We start from the raw sequence: 20,788 nt of genomic DNA, 5'->3' as shown, positions 1-20,788 counted from the left end.
CCGGGCGCGGGGAGGTGCCGGGAGAATGGCTGCTGGTCTCGCCGGGCCGATCTTCGCATATGCCCCGAAGGAGCAGCATGAGCGTCGTCGCGAACAAGCGCATTCTGGTGGTTCAGGCGGCTCCTGCCCTGCTGGCCCTCATTCTGGTGGTTCTGGCCCGCTGAATCCGGATCTCCGTGGAGATCAAATAGGGGTACTCTGCCGGACGTGCGGCGATTGATCAGGTCTCGGGGAGTATGGCTCGCGCTGGTGGCTGCCTTGGCGGCCGCGGTGACGATAGTGGTGTTCGTACGTTCCCGCCGGCCCCCGACGGATACGGTCCAGCCGAGCGAAACTCCGGCACCGGTGGAACAATGGCCGCCCGCGCCGATTCTCGGCACCCCCACCGCGGCGGATCTCAGCCGTTTCGCCGCCAGGCCGTCCGTTCTCGATCGTCCTGGATTCATCAAGTTCTTCGAGCCCGGTGAGCCGAGAAAGCCGCTGGAGGAGCCCGTCCGGCGCCGCCTGGTCCGCTGGGGGATGGCCGGGTTCGCGCTTTTCCTGCTCGTTGTCGGCACTCAGGTGCTGGAGAATATGGTCTTCGCCAAGGAAACGGAGACAGTGGTCCACGAGTTTTCCTTCACCGGTTATCCGGCCGACGTCCCGAATGGCGATAATCCTCCGCAGTCGGCCACGTACGAGAAACCGCCGAAGGCGGACGAGGACTGCGCCCCGCGCAGCGCCGAGCCGCGCGTGCGGAAGGTCAGCGCGAAGGTGACCCGGGCCGTCAACCGGCAATGGCGGCGGATCGAGACCTGGCTGAAGACCAACGCCCCCACGACTTATCGCACGCTCGGCGAACCGGGAGACGCCGAGGCCATCGCGGCGGCGGAGGCGCACATGGGCGTGCGGTTCCCCAATGATCTGCGGGCCTCACTGCTGCGGCACGACGGGTCTGTCTTTCCGGAGGATTCCTGGCCCTTCGGCTTCCTGGGCCATGCGAACCTGAACGTCCGGGAGATCCGTGACGAATGGTCATCGCTCTGCGCGGTCGACGGCGAGGACGAGGGGGAGGAGGGATTCTCCCTGCCCCGGCAGGAATGGTGGGACGGGAGAATGATTCCCTTCGCCGCCGACGGAAGCGGTGACAACCTGGTGATCGACTCCCTCATGCGGGACGTCGGGGAGACCGATCACGAGGGCACCATGAGTTTCTCGCCGGCAGAAGTCCCGATCCGCTCGTACTACGCCCTGCTGAAGCGCACCGCCGACGCCATGGAGAACGGCGGATCCATCGGCTCCTGGAAACCCCGGGCGGTCGGCGGCGAGCTCGCATGGGACGCCGCCGAGACGCCCCCCAGCCGGTGAGCGGTGCCATGACGCAGCCCTGGCCAGGTGCCGTCCCGTGTGCCACCATCCGCAGATGATCGAGTCACCGCGCGGCAGGCCCGGCCGGCAGATCGTCGCGGCCGGAGCCGTCGGGATCATCCTTCCGGTCGGTCTCGTGGCGTGGGCCCAGGTGATGGCCGAACTGTTCCCTGACTCCTGCGGGCACTACACGGGGTGTCTCTACCTTTTCGTGCAGGCGTGGCAGGTCGGGCGCTGGGTCGCGATCGTGCTCGCCTGGCCGTTGCTGTACCTCCTCCGGGTGCGCCCGGCCTGGCCGGTGGCGGTCCTGGCCGCCGCCTTGCTGGTGGCGATCTGGCTGCTCGCCGAAGCGGTGGCCCTCGTATCGCCGCAGATGTTCTTCACCCTCATCCTGCTGAGCAGCGTCATCGCCTATCCGGCCGCGGCCCGTCTGGTCGGACCGGGTAGGACATGGCTCTCCTCCGCCTGACGGGTGCAGGCCGGGATCACGGGCCAGGACGAACTTTTCCGTAAGTTGTCATGAAATCTGGCTATCTCTGTGATTTGGAGCAAGATTCGGCGTCTGGAACACCACCTGGACCAGGTGCTTTCCGCGGACACCGCCGGCCTCCAGCGCGCGGTGCGCCCCCGCGATGTCGGCGAGGGGGCGCACCGTGTCCACCACCGGGCGCACCGCCCCGCTCGCCACCAGCTCGGCCAGGTCGGCGAAGAGCCGGTGGGTGGGGTTGCCGCTGAAGAACCGCACGCGACGGGAGCCGTACACCGTGGAGGCCAGGATGTAGGCGATCGACGAGGCCATGGCGCGGCTGTCGAAGGTGATCGACACCATCCGCCCGCCCGGTGCCAGCAGGCGGCGGTAGGCGCTCGGGTCGGTGCCGGCGCTGTCGAAGATGACATCGAAGAGACCCAGGTCGGCAGGGCCGGTGACGGCGTAGTCCAGGGCCTCGTCGGCGCCGAGGTCGCGTACCAGATCGAGGTTCTTGGCCCCGGCGAGTGCGGTGACGTGCGCGCCCCAGGCCCGGCCGAGCTGGACGGCGACGTGGCCGATGCCGCCGCTCGCGCCCCGGACGAGCAGCCGCTCGCCCGCCTTGAGGCGGGCCTGGTCGCGCAGCGCGGTGATCGCGGTCGTGCCGGCGGGCAGCGCGGCGGCCTCCACCAGGTCGAGGCCGGCCGGGACGAGGGAGAGCTGCCGGGCGCGGACCGCGACGAACTCGGCGGCACTGCCGAACCTCCCGCGCGGCAGCGCTCCCCACACGCGGTCGCCCACCTGCAGCCCGGGATGCGGGGAACCGAGGGCGGTGACCTCGCCGGCGAAGTCGATGCCCATCCGCTGCGGGAACTTCCGGCCCGTCACCAGCTTCAGCTTGCCGGCCCGGCCCGCGGTCTCGCCGCCGTTGACGCTGGTGCCATGGACCCGCACCAGCACCTCGCCCGGCCCGGCGACCGGCTTCGGCACCGTGCCCACGTAGAGCACCTCAGGGGGCCCGTATTCGTCGAACATCGCCGCACGCATCTCGCTCATCGTCATCCCGTCCGCAGAGGCATATCAGGCGTATCCCGAGGTCACGGGCGCCATGACAGCCAAGCTAACCGACGAAACGGACGATGTGCTCCACTTGCCTCGATGTGAGAAATACTGCCTGCGCGCGCTCTCGGATAGGGCCTGCTCCGATACTCGTTGGCGCATATCGGAAGGCGGGCGTAGCTTTCGTGAGATGGGAACCCTTGAGATCGCCTGCGATGAGTCCGGCTCCGAGGGGGAGAAGCTCATCGGGGGCAACACCGAGGTCTTCGCGCACGCCGGTGTGCTGCTGACCGAGGAAGCGGCGGCCGAGTGCATCCGGGAGACGCGCGAGCGGATCAGATCCCCGGCCACGGAGTACAAAGCCAACCATCTCCTGCGCAGCAAGCACCGCGCGGTCCTGGTGTGGCTGCTCTCGCCGACCGGGCCGATCTACGGGCGGGCCCGCGTCTACCTCGCCGACAAGGCGTTCTTCGCCGTACTCAAGATCTTCGAGATCGCGTACGACGGTCCGCGCGGCGAGGCGCTGGCCGTGGAGCTCTACCGTGCCGGACCCGGGGCGTTCGGGCGGGAGCGGTGGACGGCGTTCCTGGAGACGTTCAACGAGGTGATGCGGGGCAGGGCGGAGGCCGAGGCGTTCGACCTCGTCGTGGCGGACCTGGCCGGGGTGGGGGGACGCGCGGGGGAGATCGTCGGGTCGCTGGGCGGGCTGCCGGCGCGGCGGGGGTCGATTCCGGTGCTCGATCCGCTGATTCCGGCCATCGTTCAGGCCGTGTCGTACTGGGGGCAGGGGACGAGAGCCGTTTCGATCATGCATGACCAGCACAACGGGCTGACCGAGGAGCGGATCGCGCACATCCAGCAGGTGGCGCCGCTGGCCGGGTTGCGGCTGGCGGACTCGTTCTACGAGCCGCGGGTCCAGGTGGCCGACTTCCTGGCGGGGGTGGCGCGGAAGATCGCGGAGGAGGAGCTCAACGGCCGGGGAGACCGGCACCTGGTCGAGCTGCTGCGGCCGTACGTGGATCCCGCGTCGGTATGGGGGGACGAGCGGAGCTGGACGTCGCTCGGACCGCACCTGACTCCGTCTTCTAGGTAGTGCTACTATCCAATTGATGGATAGCAACACTATCTAGAGGAGAAGGTCATGTTCGTCGTCATCGGCGTCCTCGCGGTCAGCCTGCTGGTCTTGAGGCTCCTGGGAATGCTCGGGGTCCGCCGGTTCGCCACCTGGCGGGTCAGCGCCGCGCACGCGCTGGCCGCCATGCTCGTGGTCACCGCCAGTGCGCACTTCGTCCCCGCCGGCGTCACCTTCATGCCCAACCATGGCGACATGGTGAACATGGTGCCGCCGTTCGTCCCGTTCCCCAGCCTCATGGTGTACGCGAGCGGCGTGCTGGAGCTGCTGGGCGCCGCCGGGCTCGTCCTGGCCGGCACCCGGCGGGCCGCCGGGATCAGCCTGGCCGTGCTCTTCGTGCTGCTGCTCCCGGCCAACATCTACGCCGCACTCTCCGACGCCTCGTTCAACGGCGGGACCGCCACGCCGCTGTGGCTCCGGATCCCCGAGCAGGTGCTCTACATCGCCATCGCCCTGTGGGCCGCGCGCGTCGTCAGCCCGGCGCCGGCCGCCAGAGATCACGTCCGGGTGTGAGCCGATCAGGTGGAGTTGACGTACTTCCTGGGCCGGAGCGCGTGCGCGCGCAGTGCGGCCAGGGCCGCGAACTGGCCGGGGCGCGTCAGCCGGATGGCCAGCTCGTCGCAGAAGGCGAGCTCAAGGGCGGTGAGCTGGCCGATCAGCGCCGTGATCGAGGCGGAGACGTCCTCCAGGCCCGTCGCCGGATGCCAGCCCTCGCCGCCGACCACCTCCGCGACGCGCTCACGCAACTGGGCCGGTGACATCAGCACGCCGTCGGCGAGCAGCATGAGCGCGGCCTCGCGGGCCGACACCTCGAACTCGTGCTCCCCCCTGGCCAGCAGCAGCCGGGTGACCGACTCCCACATGGCCTCGGGTGAGCCGAGCAGGAACCGGCCGCGGTCGGTGAGGGCCAGCCGGGCGCCGTCGCGGCTGAGCGCGCCGAGCTCCCGCTCGGCCAGCTCGCGCAGCCGGAGCGCTTCCGGTGACGGGGCCAGCCGCAAGGGCAGGCTGCCTTCGGCCTGGGAGAGCAGTCCGTGCAGGGCGGGCAGGGGCTGCGGGGTGACGGGGGCGTAGAGCCGCACCTCGAAGGGCTGGGCGAGCTCGCGCCTGGCCGGGCCGCGGCCGAGCACCCAGCGGTTGAGCCGCTCGCCGTGCACGCGGTGCAGCCAGCTGTCGCCGCCGAGGTCGGCGCGGGGCTCAGTGAGCCAGCGCTGGGTCAGCGCGACCCGGTCGACGGTCTCGCCGGCGATGATGGCCAGCTCCAGCGCCGCCGAGCAGGCCACGTGCGCGCCGAGCTCCTCGGGGCCCATGATCATGCTCCACTGCAGCTCGGGCACGTCCGGCGGGAGGACGCCCGTGGCCTGGAGCGCCTCCTGGTAGGCGGCGGTGCCCGCCTCCTCGCCGTCCTGGGCGTAGGCGTGCAGGATCCGGATCGTCTGCGGCGAGGTGCAGAGCGCGGCGTAGCGTTCGAGGCCGCCGAGCTCCAGCAGGCGGCCGAGGGAGTGGGCCAGTCGCTCGTGGTCGCCGCCGACCTTGAGCGGCAGCGTGTACCAGAGGAACTCGCAGACATCGAGCTGGGTCACCGTTTCCAGCGGCTCGCCGCCGGTCAGCCATTCGACAGCGGTCCTTGCGTCGTCGGCGAGGTCCGGTGCGGACCGCTCCAACTCGGCGAGAAGCGCGGTGACGTCTGGTGCACTCATGCCACGAAGTTTGCCGTATGGACCCCAGGCCTGACGATTACCGAATCCGGTGCGTATTGGGTCTTGCACAGTGACTACCCTACGAAACCACTATTTGGCGGATGGTGATCGGGGTCAGATCCATAGGTTGTTGAACAGCATCCTGGCCTTCCACTCGGCGTAGGGAATCAGTTCGGCTGACAGTACAGGATGCAGCCACCAGAAGTTGATCAATGCCAGCAGGGCGAAGGCGCCGACGACGGCGGCCCCGAAGGTGCGCCGGGCCGGCAGCCGGCCGCCGGCGGTCTTTACCGCCGGGCCGATCAGCCATCCGGCGCACAGCGTGATGGCCAGCACCATGAACGGCACCATGGGGATCGCGTAGAACAGGAACATGGTGCGGTTGGAGGCGATGGCGAAGTAGAACCAGGGCAGCCAGCCCACGGCGTAGGACAGCAGCACCGCGCCGGCCCGCCAGTCGCGGGTGGCGATGTACCAGACGATGAGCGCCAGCAGCGCGGCCAGCGCGGCGAACCAGATCACCGGCGTGCCGACGCCGAGCACGGCCTCGGAGCAGTCGGCGCCCCCGGCGCAGGCGCCCTGCTTGCCCTCGTAGTGGAAGGCGACCGGGCGCAGCAGCAGCGGCCAGGACCACGGCTCGGACATGTAGGGGTGCGAGGTCTCCAGGCCGTTGTGGAAGGTGAAGACCTGCCATTGGTACTGCACCCAGGAGCGGGCCGAGTCGAGCACGAAGTAGAAGGGGCCCGAGGAGGTGGCCTGGTCCCAGTTGCGGCCGTAGCCGAGCGAGGTGGCGAACCAGCCGGTCCAGGTGGCCATGTAGGTGACGAACGGGGCGACGGCGAAGGCGAGCAGCCCGTTGGGCACGTCCTTCGACATGGCCCCCAGGTAGGGGTGCCGCACGCCGGCGGCCCGGCGGGCGCCGAAGTCCCACAGCAGGGACAGAAGGGCGAAGGCGACCGCGAACGCCAGGCCGGACCACTTGACCCCCATCGCCGCGCCGAGGCAGACGCCGGCCGCGATCCGCCACGGCCGCGCCCCCAGCGACGGCCCCTGCGCCGACAACGGCGAGGTCTCATACCAGTCGACCAGCCGCTCCCTGGCCCGATCCCGATCGACCACCAGACACGCGAACGCCGCCAGCACCCAGAACATCAAGAAAATGTCCAGCAACGCCGTCCGCGACAACACGAAATGCAGCCCGTCCAACGCCAGCAGCAACCCCGCGAAACACCCCAGCAACGTCGACCGCGTCATCCGCCGCGCCACCCGCGCCAGAATCAGGATCGACAACGTCCCCACCACCGCCGCCGCGAACCGCCACCCGAACGGCGTCATCCCGAACAACCACTCACCCACCCCGATCATCCACTTACCCAACGGCGGATGGACGACGTAGGCGGTGCACTCGCCGGCGTTCGCGGGGGTGCACTGCTGCCAGATGTCGGTGTTGCCGGCCAGGATCGCCTTGTCGGCGTCCTTGATCGGGGTGCGCTCGACGAGCCAGGTGATCAGCGAGAAGCCGTCCTTGGCGTAGTAGGTCTCGTCGAAGACCACGGCCTTGGGGTGCCCGAGGCCGATGAAGCGGATGATTCCGCCGAAAATGGTCACGACCAGCGGGGCGAGCCAGCCCCACAGCCTGCTCCCGCGCATCGGCGGGACCATCCGGTCGCGCACCGAGGGCATGCGCGGACCGCTCAGGTCGGACTTCGGCCCACCAGAGGTCTGGTACGGGAAATCGGTCACCGCCATCCGGACATCGTACGGGGCTGAAGCCGGTGGTTACTCAGGAAACACGGGGTAAAGGGGATGGCCTGCCACAATGGCCGGGTGACGAACGACGGCAGGTTGGTGCTGGCAGGAGCCCCTATAGGCCAGGCGGGCGACGTCTCGCCGAGGCTGAGGGAGGTGCTGGCCAGCGCCGACGTGGTGGCCGCCGAGGACACCAGGAGGCTGCGCAGACTGGCCAACGAGCTCGGCGTGGAGCTCGGCGGGCGGGTCGTGTCCTACTACGACGCCAACGAGGCCGGCCGGGCCCTGGAGCTGGTCGAGGCGCTCAAGGAGGGGCGCACGGTGGTGGTGATCACGGACGCGGGAATGCCGGGCGTCTCCGACCCCGGCTACCGGCTGACCCACCTGGCCGTCGAGGCGGGCATCACGGTCACCGCGCTGCCGGGGCCGAGCGCCGTCACCACCGCGCTGGCCGTCTCCGGGCTGCCCAGCGACCGGTTCTGCTTCGAGGGCTTCCCGCCGCGCAAGGCCGGCGACCGGGCCCGCCGGCTGGCCGGTCTGGCGCAGGAGGAGCGCACGATGGTGTTCTTCGAGGCGCCGCACCGGCTGCACACCTGCCTGGAGGCGATGGCCGAGGCGTTCGGCGCCGATCGCCGGGCGGCCGTCTGCCGCGAGCTGACCAAGACGTACGAGGAGGTCAGGCGCGGCGGCCTCGGTGAGCTGGCCGGGTGGGCGGCCGAGGGCGTCAAGGGCGAGATCACCATCGTGGTCGCCGGTCATGTGGCCGGCGCGGGCGAGCTCGACGTGAGCGCGCTGGTGGCCGAGGTGGACCGCCGGGTGGCCGCGGGTGAGCCGGCCAAGACCGCCGTCGCGGACGTGGCCAAGGGCGCCGGGATGCCGAAACGTGAACTTTACGACGCAGTTCACAGAAGATCGGCAACGCCATAGGCTGCAAATCGTGAGGAACTGGGGGGTTTCACGGCAGAGCCTTGTCCCTGCGATGCAGGAAAGCGCGCTGTGGGGCTGGATCGGCCCGCTGGCCGTGGCCGTCTTCGGCGGAATCCTCCGGTTCGTCCGGCTCGCGGAGCCCAAGGCCGTCGTCTTCGACGAGACCTACTACGCCAAGGACGCCTACGCGCTGCTCAAGTACGGCGCGGAGCGGGCCATGCTCGGCGACGCCGAGAACCCGATCGCCGACAAACGCCTGATCACCGACAACCTGGACATCTTCAAGGATTGTCCGAGCGCCTCCGAGTGCGCCTCCTTCGTCGCTCATCCGCCGTTGGGTAAGTGGATGATCGGGGTGGGTGAGTGGTTGTTCGGGATGACGCCGTTCGGGTGGCGGTTCGCGGCGGCGGTGGTGGGGACGTTGTCGATCCTGATTCTGGCGCGGGTGGCGCGGCGGATGACGCGGTCGACGTTGCTGGGGTGTTTCGCGGGGTTGCTGCTGGCGTTGGACGGGCTGCATTTCGTGTTGTCGCGGACGGCGTTGCTGGACATTTTCTTGATGTTCTGGGTGCTGGCGGCGTTCGCGTGTCTGGTGGTCGATCGGGATCGGGCCAGGGAGCGGCTGGTCGACTGGTATGAGACCTCGCCGTTGTCGGCGCAGGGGCCGTCGCTGGGGGCGCGGCCGTGGCGGATCGCGGCCGGCGTCTGCCTCGGCGCCGCCTGCGCGGTGAAATGGTCGGGGGTCTTCTTCCTGATCGCCTTCGCGGTCATGAGCCTGATGTGGGACATGGGCGCCAGGCGCGCCATCGGCCTGCGCGAGCCCTACAAGGCGACGTTCGCGCGCGACGTGCCCTCCTTGCTGGCCGCGGTCACCGCCGTGCCCGCCGTCGCCTACGTGCTGACCTGGACCGGCTGGTTCGCCACCGCCAACGGCTGGGGGCGCAACTGGGAGCAGGCCACCTCCTCGGGGCCGGCCTTCTTCGTCATCGACTCCGTGCGCTCGTGGCTGCAGTATCACTTCGAGGTGCTGGGCTTCCACAGCGGACTGGACGACTACCACGCGAACATGTCCGAGCCGTGGACCTGGCCGGTCCTGTTCCGGCCGGTGTCCTTCCACTACCCGGCCGAGCTCCCGCCCTCCGCGTGCGGAGCCGACAGCTGCTCACAGGCCGTGCTGGGGGTCGGCACCCCCGCGCTCTGGTACGGCGCCGTCCTGGCCCTGCTCGGCCTCGTCGTCCGGTACGTCGCGAGCCGTGACTGGCGGGCGGGGGCCGTGCTGCTCACCTACGGCGCGGGCTGGCTGCCCTGGGTCTATTACGCGACCGCGCAGAACCGGACGATGTACCTGTTCTACATGATCCCGCTGGTGCCGTTCATGGTGCTGGCCCTCACCCTGGGCGCCGGGCTGGCGCTGGGCCGGGCCGACGCCGCGCCGGCCAGGCGGGCGGCCGGGGCCGCCGTCGTGGGGGCGTTCGCGCTGATCGTGCTGATCAATTTCTGGTGGCTGTATCCGGTTCTGTCGGCAGAGACGATCCCTTATCAGGAGTGGTGGGCACGGATGCTGATGGACTCCTGGGTAGCGCCCGCCCCCAAGTGACGCCCCCGCGCAACGTGATCGCGGCCGCGATGCAGGCCAGCGGCACGGCCGGTAGCACATAGCGGTAGTCGAACTCGGCCGTCGCGGCCGGCGCGAGCACCAGCCCGAACGCGCCCAGCCACGGCAGCAGCACCGGGCCGCCGAACGAACGCCAGCGCACCACGACCCCGTACGCCCCGACCAGCATGATCCCGCCCAGCATGATGCCGCGCAGGTAGAACACCTTCTGGTAGCCGGACATGATGTCCGCCCACGGCGAGACGATCCTGGTCTCCGGCGGGCCCGCCTCGTAGGCGTACGCGTCGGTGTCGGTTCTGCCCTGGTAGGAGGGCCAGTTGGGCAGCCGCTTGGGATTTCCGGTGCTGTCCAGCTCGTAGTAGGGCTTGAACTCGTACATGTTGTACGTCGCCGCGTCGGGGAAGCGCGGCCGGCCCCAGTGGAAGGCGCGCAGGAAGTCGCGGGCCACGACCCGCAGATAGTCGCCGGGCTGCGACAGGATCGCGCGGGTGGCGAACGCGCTGGCCGCCTCGTTGGTGATGTCGGTGAACTTCTTGCCGCTGCCCCACCGGTGCAGCACCTCGCCGGTGCCCTGGCCGTCGCCGCTGCCCTGGCCCCACAGATACCACTGGGCGTAGTCCTTGCGCTGGTGCACCGGGTCGTTGATGCACAGCAGGACCAACTCGACCTCTTTGTACTTGTCGATGTCCATCTTGTCGCAGTCGGCGAAGATGGCCGTGCGCATGTAGAGGATGAGCCCGTCGCTGTTGGTCATCGCGAACTTGCCGAAGCTCGCCGCGAACCAGCTCATGTAGGCCACCACCGGGATCGCGCACGCGGTCACCACGGCGACCACCGGCTTCCACCCGGTCCGCTTGATGAGCAGGTAGACCACCACGAGCGCGAGGATCGGCAGGCCGATCGAGCGGGTGAGCCAGGTGAGCGCCAGCAGCAGCCCGACCACCACGCCGACCCGCCACGACATCCGCCGGTGCCACAGCACCAGCGTGATCACGCCCACGACCAGCAGCGTGAACATGGCGTCGGACATGATCAGCTGCTCGAGCTGGATCTGGTAGGCGTCGAACAGCACCGGGGCGGCGGCCAGCGTGGCGCCCCACTTCGGCAGCCCGAACTTGCGGCGCAGCAGCGCGTAGATCAGCGCCGCTGTGGCCAGCCCCATCAAATGCTGCGTCAATGTGACCAGAGTGAGACTGTGGAACGGCTTGAGCAGCAGCAGCCAGAACCCGTAACCGTCCGGCCTGATGGGGTGTGGCCTGGGATGCAACGCCACCGAGACGTACTCGTAGGAGTCGTTGAACCACATCGCCGGGCCGTACCCGAGCATGGTGATGAGCCGCAGCAGTCCGCCCAGGGCGAAGGCTACGGCGAACACTCGATGACGGCGCAGGAAAGACCGCGCGCGAGCCATCCGGCCAGGGGCGGAGTGGTCCACATGGGTAATCTCCGCGACGCTCACCATGCTGTAAAGAATGCCAGTCGTTTCCTGGACTTGCCCCGACCATTCCTGGGCACAGGGCATGATGGTGTGCCGGAAGTGCAGTGAAATGAAGGGTTGAGACGTGGAACTGACGGTGGTCATGCCCTGCCTCAACGAGGCGGAGACCGTGGAAGTCTGTGTGCGCAAGGCACTTGCGTGCATGGCCGAGCACGGCATCGAGGGCGAGGTCCTGATCGCCGACAACGGCAGCACGGACGGCTCTCAGCAGCTCGCCCGTGAGGCCGGGGCCCGTGTGGTCCACGTCGACGAGAAGGGCTACGGCAATGCGCTGATGGGTGGCATCCGGGCCGCTCGCGGCACCTACGTCATCATGGGCGACGCCGACGACTCCTACGATTTCACCTCGTTGATGCCTTTCGTGGAGCAGCTCCGTGACGGAGCCGACCTGGTGATGGGCAACCGGTTCAAGGGCGGCATCGCGCCCGGCGCCATGCCCCCGCTGCACCGCTACCTCGGCAACCCGGTGCTGTCGTTCGTCGGCCGGCTGTTCTTCCCGTCGGCCATCGGCGACTTCCACTGCGGGCTGCGCGGTTTCCGCCGCGACTCGATCCTCAAGCTGCACCTGCAGACGGGCGGCATGGAGTTCGCGAGCGAGATGGTGGTCCGCTCCACGCTGTCCGGCCTGGACGTGCGTGAGGTGCCGACCACGCTGTCGCCCGACGGCCGCTCCCGCCCGCCGCACCTGCGCTCCTGGCGCGACGGCTGGCGGCACCTGCGCTTCCTGCTGCTCTACAGCCCCAAGTGGCTGTTCTTCATCCCGGGCGTCCTGCTGATGGTGGTGGGCCTGGTCGCGGGCACCGCGCTGACGTTCGGCCCGGTCGAGATCGGCGAGCTGGCCTTCGACGTCGACACCCTGGTCGGCGCGTCGGCCGCGGTGGTGATCGGCTTCCAGGCGGCCCTGTTCGCGCTGTTCACGAAGGTGTACGCGGCCGAGGAGGGCTTCCTGCCCGAGTCGCCACGGGTGCGCAAGCTCATCGACATCGTCTCCCTGGAGAAGGGCCTGGTGGTGGGCGGCCTGCTGGCGCTGGCCGGCCTGGTCGGCCTGGTGATGTCGCTCGTGCACTGGCAGGTCCGCAGCTTCGGCGCGCTGGACCCGCGTGAGTCGCTGCGCCTGGTCGTGCCGTCGGCGACGGCGCTCATCATGAGCTTCCAGACGATCTTCGCGTCGCTGTTCATCAGCATCCTGGGCATCCGGCGCACCCGCGAGTCCTCCATCGACGTGGCGGCCGAGGCCGCCGAGGAGGCCGCCGAGGCCATCTCCCGCGAAGGAAACTCGGCGAAGTCGCGTTAGCGGTCGCGTTCGAGACGTGGGGCCGTGACCCGTAGGCTTGGACTCATGTCCCAGCACATTCTGACCGCCGTCGCGTGGCCTTACGCCAACGGCCCCCGCCACATCGGGCACGTCTCCGGGTTCGGCGTGCCTTCTGACATCTTCAGCCGCTACCAGCGGATGGCGGGTAACAAGGTGCTGATGGTCTCGGGCACCGACGAGCACGGCACACCCATCCAGGTGCAGGCCGACAAGGAAGGCGTCACCGCCAAGGAGTTGGCCGACCGCTACAACCGGGTGATCGCCGAGGATCTCACCGGGCTGGGGCTGTCCTACGACCTGTTCACCCGTACCACCACGAAGAACCACTACGCGATCGCGCAGGAGATCTTCAAGGGTCTCTACGACAACGGCTACATCTTTCCCAAGATCACCATGGGTGCCATCTCCCCGTCCAACGGGCGGACCCTGCCGGACCGCTACATCGAGGGCACCTGCCCCATCTGCGGCTACGACGGGGCACGCGGCGACCAGTGCGACAACTGCGGCAACCAGCTCGACCCGATCCAGCTGATCAACCCGGTGAGCCGGGTCAACGGCGAGACGCCGATCTTCGTGGAGACCGAGCACTTCATGCTCGATCTGCCCGCCTTCGCCGAGGTGCTGGGCACCTACCTGCAGGCCAAGCAGGGCGAGTGGCGGCCCAACGTGCTCAAGTTCGCCCTCAACCTGCTGGGCGACCTGCAGCCGCGGGCGATCAGCCGCGACCTCGACTGGGGCGTGCCGATCCCGCTCGACGGCTGGCGCGACCAGTCCAACAAGCGGCTGTACGTATGGTTCGACGCCGTCGTGGGCTACCTGTCGGCCTCCATCGAGTGGGCCAGGCGCTCCGGCGACCCCGAGGCCTGGCGCCAGTGGTGGCAGAACCCTGACGCCCGCGGCTACTACTTCATGGGCAAGGACAACATCGTCTTCCACGCCGAGATCTGGCCGGCGATGCTGTCCGGCTACAACGGCGTGGGCGCCAGGGACGGCTCGCCTGGCTCCCTGGGCGCGCTCGACCTGCCGTCCGAGGTGGTCTCCAGCGAGTTCCTGACGATGGAGGGCAAGAAGTTCTCCTCCTCCCGCCAGGTCGTCATCTACGTGCGCGACTTCCTGGCCCGCTACGACGCCGACGCGCTGCGCTACTACATCGCCGTGGCCGGGCCGGAGAACCAGGACACCGACTTCACCTGGCAGGAGTTCGTCAACCGCAACAACGGCGAGCTCGTCGCCGCCTGGGGCAACCTGGTCAACCGGTCGGTCTCCATGGCGGCCAAGAACTTCGGCTCGATCCCCGAGGCGGGCGAGCTCTCCGACGCCGACCGGGCGCTGCTGGAGCGCTCGCGCAACGCCTTCGGCCCGGTCGGCGCGGAGCTGCGCCGCTCGCGGTTCAAGAACGCCATCACCGAGGCGCTCGACGTGGTTCGTGAGGCCAACAAATATCTGGCCGAGCAGGAGCCGTGGAAGCTCAAGGACGACACCGCCCGGCAGAAGTCCATCCTGCACGTCGCGCTCCAGGTGGTGGACGACGCCAAGACCATGCTGACGCCGTTCCTGCCGGGCTCGTCCAACAAGGTGCACGCCATGCTGGGCGGCGAGGGCGTCTGGTCCGGCATGCCGGAGATCCGCGAGGTGGACGAGGACGGCGGCGAGCCTTACCCCGTGATCACCGGCGACTACACCGGGGCGGCCCGCTGGGAGCACCAGCCGATCAAGCCGGGCACCCCGCTCGCGCCGCCGGTGCCGCTGTTCAAGAAGCTCGACCCGAAGGTCGTGGACGAGGAGCTGGCCCGGCTGGCCGACTGAGTCCGTGGCCGGGGGCACCCGCGCGCGCCGGGCGCGGGTGCCGCAGGTTACGTTGGGGTGCGTGAGCAAGATTCCCGTCGCGCCCGAGCCGCTGTCCGCGCCGGTGTTCGACAGTCACTGTCATCTCGACGTCATGGTGGGCGACCGGCAGGCGTCCGCCGGCGATCCGGTGGCCCAGGCCGCCCAGGCGGCCTCGGCCAGCGTGCGGAGCATCCTGGACGACGCGCGGGCCGTCGGGGTGACGGGCCTGGTGACGATCGGCTACGACCTGCCGTCCTCGCGCTGGAACGCCGACGTGGCGGCCGGGCACGAGAACGTGCACGCCGGGGTGGCCATCCATCCGAACGAGTCGCACGCCGCCGCACCGGAGGCGCTGGCCGAGATCGAGGCGCTGGCCGGGCGGCCCGAGGTGCGGGCGGTGGGGGAGACCGGGCTGGACTACTTCCGGGACTGGGCGACCAAGGACGAGCAGCACGAGAGCTTCCGGGCGCACATCGAGATCGCCAAGCGCACCGGTAAGGCGCTGGTCATTCACGACCGGGACGCGCATGACGACGTGCTGAAGGTGCTCGTGACCCAGGGGGCGCCGCCGGTGGTGGTGTTCCACAGCTTCTCCGGCGACGCCGAGATGGCCAAAAAGTGTGCGGAAGCCGGATATTTCATGTCATTTTCCGGGCCGGTGACGTACAAGAATGCCGGTTATCTGCGTGAGGCCGCTCGGGTCGCGCCCGTGGAGCTGATGCTGGTCGAGACGGACGCCCCCTACCTGCCGCCGGTGCCGCACCGCGGCAAGCCCAACGCGCCCTACCTCATCCCGCTCACCCTGCGCTGCCTGGCCGAGGTCAAGAATGTTCAACCGGACGAGCTGTGCGAGGCCATCAGCGCCAACGGAATCACGGTCTTCGGCGACTGGTGACCATCATTCGGTGAAGTGACGCGGGTGGCCGCACGGCCGTCACTAGCGTCGGGCGCCTCAGGTATTCGGGAGGTCGCCCGTGCGAGGAAGAAGGCGTGCGCCGCGTCCCACGATCCCCTGGCGTTCGCCGTGGACGCCGGTGGTCTGTGTCGCGGGCCTGCTGTCCGTGACCGCATTCGCGGTCATCGGCAGCCTGGCCAAGGACGTGGTGCTGGTGGTCGACGGCAAGCCGCAGGTGATCCGCAGCTTCGCCGCGTCCGTCAGTGAGCTGCTCGGCGACCAGGGTGTGCCGGTCGGCGACCGCGATCTCGTACGGCCCGCCGCGCAGGCGCGGATCGTCGACGGCGCCCGCATCGAGGTGCGCCACGCCCGTCCCATCCAGCTGACCGTCGACGGCCGCACCACGAACCGGCTGGTCACCGCCACCACCGTGCGCGACGCGCTGGCCGAGCTCGACCTCGCCCGGGCCGGCAAGCTGTCCGCGCCGGGACACCGGCACGTGCCGCTGTCGGGCATGGCGCTCACCGTCTACACCAGACGCACCGTGTACGTCTTCGCCAACGGCACCCGGCACCGGACCACCACGACCGCCCGCACGGTGCGCCAGGTGCTCAAGCGGAGCGGCCTCCCCCTCCCGCCCGGCTACCAGGTACGGCCCGAGCCGGACGCCTTCCCCGCCGAGGGCACCCTCATCACCGTGCTGCCGCCGCGCACCGAGCCGATCGAGGCGGCCGTCCTGCAGCTGAACTGGACGGCGCTGGCCCAGTGCGAGTCCGGCGGCGACCCGCTGGCCTACAACCCGAGCGGCCCCTACTACGGCCTCTACCAGTTCAGCCTGCCGATGTGGCAGCTCGTGGGCGGCACCGGCATGCCCCAGTCCTGGCCGGTGGAGGAGCAGACCTACCGGGCGCAGCTCCTCTACCAGCGGGTCGACGGCCGGTGGAAGGGCCAGTGGCCCAACTGCGGCGCGCACTTGTTCGGCTCGCCAACCGGCCCGTGAGCGGGTCGGCTGGGGCTCGTCAACCGGCCCGTGAGCGGCCCGACCGCAGCGCGTGTCTGTTCGGCTCGTGAGCGGCCCGACGGCGGCTCGTCAACCGGCCAGTGACACGCCGAAGTCGGCCCCCTTCTGCGGCTGCACCACCGCCAGCTCGTCGGAGTTACGCGCCGCCACCGACACCTTGCCGTACGGGAGCGCGTCCGGCTGGCCCATGACCAGCTTGTTGCCGCTGAAGGCCAGCGCATAGCCGAACAGCCCGACGGCGGGCGCGAACCGCCTGACGTCCTTGCCGTCCCGGGCCGTGACGATCCGGACGCTGCCGCCGTAGGGGGCGCCGATGGCCAGCCTGCCGTCCGCCGAGGCCGCCAGCGAGAAGCCGAACGCCTCCGTGCCCGACTGCCGCACCCGCCTGGCCGGCTCCAGTTCGTCGTCGTAGATCTGGACATAACCCGGGCCCGGAACGCCCACCGCGAGGCCCACGCCGTCCACCCAGGCCACCGCGTAGCCGTACTTGTCGTCGGAGGCGGCGGTCGGCGAGTCCAGTTTGACGGTCGCCAGTTCGCCCGCCAGCACGTCCTCGATGACCACTACCGAGCCGGCGTCCACCTTGCCGGCGTCCACCTGCTGGCCGACGCCGTCGTCGTTCTCGTACGGCACGCCGACGACCAGGCCGTTGCCCGGTCCCATGGCCAGCGACCAGCCGAACTGGTCGCCCACCTCGCTGTTGCCCCGCACGTCCGTGGACTGCTGGCTGATCCTCCTCAGCTCGCCCGTGCCCTTGCGCACATAGATCGCGCCCGCGTCGGCGACATCCCCGTCATCCTCGTACGGCGCGCCGATCGCCACCAGGTCCCCCCGCGCGGCCAGCGACCAGCCCAGCCGCGCGCCGCGCTGAGCGTCGGGCGCGACGATCCGCTGCGGCGCCGCCGCGCCGCCGCCATAGATCACGTACGCCGCCCCGGCGTCCTTGCGCCCGTCCACATCGGTGTACGGGGCGCCCACGACCAGGTCGGCGCAGGCGTCGGCGTCGACCTTCGCCAGCCGTACCGACCAGCCGAAACCGTCGCCCTCGGCGAGGTCGGGCACGGTCACCGGGACCACCTTCCCGCCGGACAGCACATGCACGGCACCCCGCTGACCCTCCGCGAACGGGTCGCCCACGGCCACGTCGTCCACGCCATCGCCGTCGAAGTCACTCGCTCCGGCGCAGGCCGCGGCGGTGGCGGTGGCGGCCGACGGGGCGAGCCAGGCGGCGGCGCCGAGTAACAGCACCGACAGCGTCGCACGTACCTTCACAGCTTGACCTCGATCTGCTTGCCGTCCTTCAGCATGGTCGCCGACAGCTCCACGGGCCGGCGGTAGAGCGGCACGTCGAACACGAACACCCCGTCGATCCGGTCGCCCGGCGCGATCGCGGCGACCGGCGGCGGGCCGTCGAGCGGGTCGTGCCGGGCGCCCCGGTCGTCGCGCATGCTGACGACGGGGTCGCCGATCTCCCTGAGCTTGCCGCCCGGGTTGACCATGGTCCAGCGCACGACGCAGAGCTGGCCCTGGGTCTGGGTCTTGTCCTGAAACTCCTTGAGCCCGCACTCGGGGGCGCTCGACACGATCACCATCGGGTCGTCGAAGACCTCGCCGAGCGCGAATCGGCGGCCGACGTCGTTCGGCCGGTCGGCCGCGGCCTGGGAGGCGGTCGCGGTGACGCCGGAACCGGCGTTGTTGCGGCTGGACGTCACGATCAGGACCGCTCCCGTCACGGTGATGGCCAGCAGCGCCGCCGCGGCCGCGATCAGCCAGCGGGTGCCGCGCGGCCGCTGGCCGGTGGGACCGGTGGCGTCGTCGGGCGGGGGGATCGTGGGCGTGGGCCGCACCTCCGGCGGGGCGGTGCTCGCCTGCCAGCTCGCCAGCTCCTCGCGGGCCGCCGCCTCCTCCCGCCGGGCCAGCTCCGCCGCCGACACCTGCGGCTCCTGGGGCGGCTCCGGCGGCTGCTTCTTCTGCTTCCTGGGCTGCTTCTTGGGCTGCTCCTGAGTCTGCTCAAGGCTCTGCACGGAGCTTTGCGCAGGGCTCTGCTCAAGGCTCCGCACGGAGCTCTGCGCAGGACTCTGCTCAGGGCCCTGCGCGGACCTATGCACAGGACTCCGCTCAAGGCTCTGCGCCGAGCCCTGCGCGGAGATCTCGGCGGCCGGCTGCTCGATCCGGGTGGCGTCGCGGGGTGGTGGTGTCGCGAACGTGGCCGTGATGTCCGGCTTGTCGACGACGTTCTGCGGCGGCTCCCAGTCGGTGAGCAGTTCGTCGGCCACCAGGGTCGGTGGATTGTCCGTCACGGGCGCCGGCTTGGCGCCGCCGCCGACCAGCGCGAGCAGCAACTCCTGGGCCGTGGGCCGCTCGCTCGGCTCCATCGCGGTCGCGCGACGTACCAGCTCGTCGAGCGGCGCGGGCAGCGAGCCGAGGTCCGGCGGCGTGTGCAGGACCCGGGTGGCCAGCGTGATGGGGTCGCCACGACCGAAAGGGTGCCGGCCGTTGCCCGCGTAGGCGATCAGGCAGCCCCAGGCGAAGATGTCGACCGCCGGGGTGACCATCTCGCCGCGTACCTGCTCGGGGGCCCACCAGCCGGGGCTGCCCAGCAGCTCGCCCGAGAGGGTGAACCCCGTCTCCCGGTCGAGCGCCCTGGCGATGCCGAAGTCGATCACGCGCGGGCCCGACAACGACAGGATGACGTTGGCCGGCTTAAGGTCGCGGTGCACCAGCTCGGCGACGTGGATCGCGGCCAGCGCCGCCGCCACGCCCAACGCCACGCCGTGCAGCGGTCCCGGATCAAGCTGCCCATATTTCGTGATCTGGTCCGACATCGGGGTGCCGGCGATGTACTCGGTGACCATGTACGGCCGGCCGTCGCCGGTGTTGCCGTTGTCCAGCACCTGCGCCGTACAGAACGACGCCACGCGGCGCGCGTTCTCCACCTCGGCGTGAAATCTGACCGCGAACCCTTCCTGATTCGCGAACTCGGCCTTGACCACTTTGACCGCGACGAACCGCCCCGTCGGCGCCCGAGCGAGAAACACGGTCCCCATACCGCCCTCGCCCAATCGCCCGAGTAGCCGGTACGGGCCGATCTCCCGTAAGTCCGTCGGGCGTAGCGGGGCAGCGCCCGTTGGCTCCATGAGGATCGTCCCTTCTCGTTTCACCCATCCTCCCCTCATCCCGTCCCCGTCCGCCATCACAGGTTCTTCGATGCGGGAGACTGGTTGGATGATGAGGCTTCTGGGCCCGGCAGAAATACGTATTTTGGCGGACAAGCTAGATCTGCGCCCGACTAAAAAGCTAGGCCAGAATTTCGTGATCGACGCGGGGACCGTCCGGCGCATCGTCCGCGTGGCCGGTGTGGGGCCCGACGACGTGGTCATCGAGGTGGGTCCCGGCCTCGGCTCCCTCACGCTCGCGCTGCTGCCCGAGTCCCGTCATGTGGTGGCCGTCGAGATCGATCCGGTGCTCGCCGCCCAGCTCCCCCTGACCGTCGCCGAGCGCGGCCTCGCCGACAAGCTCACCGTTCTGGCCGCCGACGCGCTGAAGATCTCCGCCGCCGATCTCGGGGGGTTCGCGCCCACCGCCTTGGTGGCCAACCTGCCCTACAACGTGGCGGTGCCGGTGGTGCTGCACATGCTGGAGGCGCTGCCATCGCTGCGCAAGGGACTGGTGATGGTGCAGGCGGAGGTGGCCGACCGGCTCGCCGCCGCGCCCGGGTCCAAGGTGTACGGCATCCCGTCGGTCAAGGCCGCCTGGTACGCCGACGTACGCCGGGCCGGCCCGGTCGGGCGCACGGTCTTCTGGCCGGCCCCGAACGTCGACTCGGGCCTCGTCTCCCTCACCCGCCGGGAGCCGCCGCCGACCACGGCCAGCCGTACGGAGGTGTTCGCGGTGGTGGACGCGGCCTTCGCGCAGCGGCGCAAGACGCTGCGGGCCGCGCTGGCGGGCTGGGCGGGAAGCCCGGCGGAGGCGGAGACGGCGCTTCGAGCGGCGGGGGTGGACCCATCCGCGCGGGGTGAACAACTCGACGTGCACGCCTTCGCCAGGATCGCCGAGCACAAGCCGTGACCCGCTCCCCAGCCTGAAACCGACCGACCTTTCCGCACGGGCACGGGCGGACGGGCTTCTGCCCACGCGCGGACGAACTCCCTGTCGACGCTCGCGGGCAGGCGGACGGGTGGCCGTCCACAGGTGCGCGCGAGTGAGGGCGTTCATCCACAGAACCGCGTTCGGCCCGATG

Annotated in this window: 17 protein-coding genes; 11 read left to right on the top strand and 6 right to left on the bottom strand. The window is 70.0% G+C overall.

Annotated features, from left to right (window positions below):
• Positions 1 to 207 precede the first annotated feature (207 nt).
• Positions 208 to 1,347, top strand: a complete 1,140-nt coding sequence (locus OHA68_RS06470; RefSeq protein WP_327106760.1) for an SMI1/KNR4 family protein — start codon at positions 208 to 210, stop codon at positions 1,345 to 1,347.
• A gap of 55 nt (positions 1,348 to 1,402) precedes the next feature.
• A complete protein-coding gene (locus OHA68_RS06465) occupies positions 1,403 to 1,816 on the top strand; it encodes a hypothetical protein (RefSeq protein ID WP_327106759.1) in 414 nt (137 codons plus the stop codon).
• Between the two features lie 48 nt (positions 1,817 to 1,864).
• Here the strand turns inward: OHA68_RS06465 and OHA68_RS06460 are convergent, their stop codons facing one another.
• A complete protein-coding gene (locus OHA68_RS06460) occupies positions 1,865 to 2,860 on the bottom strand; it encodes an NAD(P)-dependent alcohol dehydrogenase (protein ID WP_327109471.1) in 996 nt (331 codons plus the stop codon).
• A 202-nt stretch (positions 2,861 to 3,062) separates the two neighbouring features.
• Between OHA68_RS06460 and OHA68_RS06455 the strand changes: the two genes are divergently transcribed.
• Positions 3,063 to 3,965 carry a hypothetical protein gene (locus OHA68_RS06455; RefSeq protein WP_327106758.1) on the top strand — a complete coding sequence of 301 codons (903 nt, stop codon included), beginning with the start codon at positions 3,063 to 3,065 and terminating at the stop codon, positions 3,963 to 3,965.
• A 48-nt stretch (positions 3,966 to 4,013) separates the two neighbouring features.
• The gene (locus tag OHA68_RS06450) at positions 4,014 to 4,517 is read left to right on the top strand and encodes a DoxX family protein (RefSeq protein ID WP_327106757.1); all 504 of its coding nucleotides are present in this window, start codon (positions 4,014 to 4,016) and stop codon (positions 4,515 to 4,517) included.
• Between the two features lie 5 nt (positions 4,518 to 4,522).
• On the opposite strand, the gene OHA68_RS06445 is transcribed toward OHA68_RS06450, so the two are convergent.
• Together OHA68_RS06445 and OHA68_RS06440 are read right to left on the bottom strand one after the other, a co-directional pair.
• Complete coding sequence (locus OHA68_RS06445; protein WP_327106756.1) at positions 4,523 to 5,701, bottom strand: hypothetical protein; 1,179 nt, start codon at positions 5,699 to 5,701, stop codon at positions 4,523 to 4,525.
• A 114-nt stretch (positions 5,702 to 5,815) separates the two neighbouring features.
• On the bottom strand, positions 5,816 to 7,450 hold the full coding sequence (locus OHA68_RS06440) for a dolichyl-phosphate-mannose--protein mannosyltransferase (RefSeq protein WP_327106755.1): 1,635 nt from the start codon (positions 7,448 to 7,450) through the stop codon (positions 5,816 to 5,818).
• 57 nt (positions 7,451 to 7,507) lie between these two features.
• Between OHA68_RS06440 and rsmI the strand changes: the two genes are divergently transcribed.
• Together rsmI and OHA68_RS06430 are read left to right on the top strand one after the other, a co-directional pair.
• Positions 7,508 to 8,377, top strand: coding sequence for a 16S rRNA (cytidine(1402)-2'-O)-methyltransferase (gene rsmI, locus OHA68_RS06435; RefSeq protein WP_189145101.1), 870 nt, complete (start codon positions 7,508 to 7,510; stop codon positions 8,375 to 8,377).
• A 52-nt stretch (positions 8,378 to 8,429) separates the two neighbouring features.
• Entirely contained in the window at positions 8,430 to 9,974 is a 1,545-nt protein-coding gene (locus OHA68_RS06430) for a dolichyl-phosphate-mannose--protein mannosyltransferase (protein WP_327106754.1), read from the top strand.
• On the opposite strand, the gene OHA68_RS06425 is transcribed toward OHA68_RS06430, so the two are convergent.
• Positions 9,868 to 11,367 (bottom strand): glycosyltransferase family protein, encoded by a 1,500-nt coding sequence (locus OHA68_RS06425; protein WP_327106753.1) that lies wholly within the window; start codon positions 11,365 to 11,367, stop codon positions 9,868 to 9,870. The two genes, OHA68_RS06430 and OHA68_RS06425, sit on opposite strands and share 107 nt — an antisense overlap.
• 187 nt (positions 11,368 to 11,554) lie before the next feature.
• Between OHA68_RS06425 and OHA68_RS06420 the strand changes: the two genes are divergently transcribed.
• The 4 genes from OHA68_RS06420 (at position 11,555) to OHA68_RS06405 (ending at position 16,527) form a co-directional block, all read left to right on the top strand.
• The gene (locus OHA68_RS06420; RefSeq protein WP_189141987.1) at positions 11,555 to 12,784 is read left to right on the top strand and encodes a glycosyltransferase; all 1,230 of its coding nucleotides are present in this window, start codon (positions 11,555 to 11,557) and stop codon (positions 12,782 to 12,784) included.
• 45 nt (positions 12,785 to 12,829) lie between these two features.
• The gene (gene metG / locus OHA68_RS06415; protein WP_327106752.1) at positions 12,830 to 14,611 is read left to right on the top strand and encodes a methionine--tRNA ligase; all 1,782 of its coding nucleotides are present in this window, start codon (positions 12,830 to 12,832) and stop codon (positions 14,609 to 14,611) included.
• Positions 14,612 to 14,672: 61 nt separating this feature from the next.
• Entirely contained in the window at positions 14,673 to 15,527 is an 855-nt protein-coding gene (locus OHA68_RS06410) for a TatD family hydrolase (protein WP_327106751.1), read from the top strand.
• Positions 15,528 to 15,606: 79 nt separating this feature from the next.
• Positions 15,607 to 16,527, top strand: coding sequence for a resuscitation-promoting factor (locus OHA68_RS06405; RefSeq protein ID WP_327106750.1), 921 nt, complete (start codon positions 15,607 to 15,609; stop codon positions 16,525 to 16,527).
• A 90-nt stretch (positions 16,528 to 16,617) separates the two neighbouring features.
• Here the strand turns inward: OHA68_RS06405 and OHA68_RS06400 are convergent, their stop codons facing one another.
• Positions 16,618 to 17,820: an FG-GAP repeat protein gene (locus tag OHA68_RS06400; protein WP_327106749.1), complete on the bottom strand. Its 1,203-nt coding sequence runs from the start codon at positions 17,818 to 17,820 to the stop codon at positions 16,618 to 16,620.
• A complete protein-coding gene (locus OHA68_RS06395) occupies positions 17,817 to 19,685 on the bottom strand; it encodes a serine/threonine-protein kinase (protein ID WP_327109470.1) in 1,869 nt (622 codons plus the stop codon). Before OHA68_RS06395 ends, OHA68_RS06400 begins: the two co-directional genes overlap by 4 nt.
• 70 nt (positions 19,686 to 19,755) lie before the next feature.
• Between OHA68_RS06395 and rsmA the strand changes: the two genes are divergently transcribed.
• On the top strand, positions 19,756 to 20,616 hold the full coding sequence (gene rsmA, locus OHA68_RS06390; protein WP_327106748.1) for a 16S rRNA (adenine(1518)-N(6)/adenine(1519)-N(6))-dimethyltransferase RsmA: 861 nt from the start codon (positions 19,756 to 19,758) through the stop codon (positions 20,614 to 20,616).
• Positions 20,617 to 20,788: the final 172 nt, after the last annotated feature.

The sequence above is a fragment of the Nonomuraea glycinis genome, from assembly GCF_035920485.1.
GTDB classification, from domain to species: Bacteria; Actinomycetota; Actinomycetes; order Streptosporangiales; family Streptosporangiaceae; genus Nonomuraea; species Nonomuraea glycinis.
The sequence above is the reverse complement of the archived record's forward strand: the minus strand, read 5'-3'. Positions and strand labels throughout refer to the sequence as shown.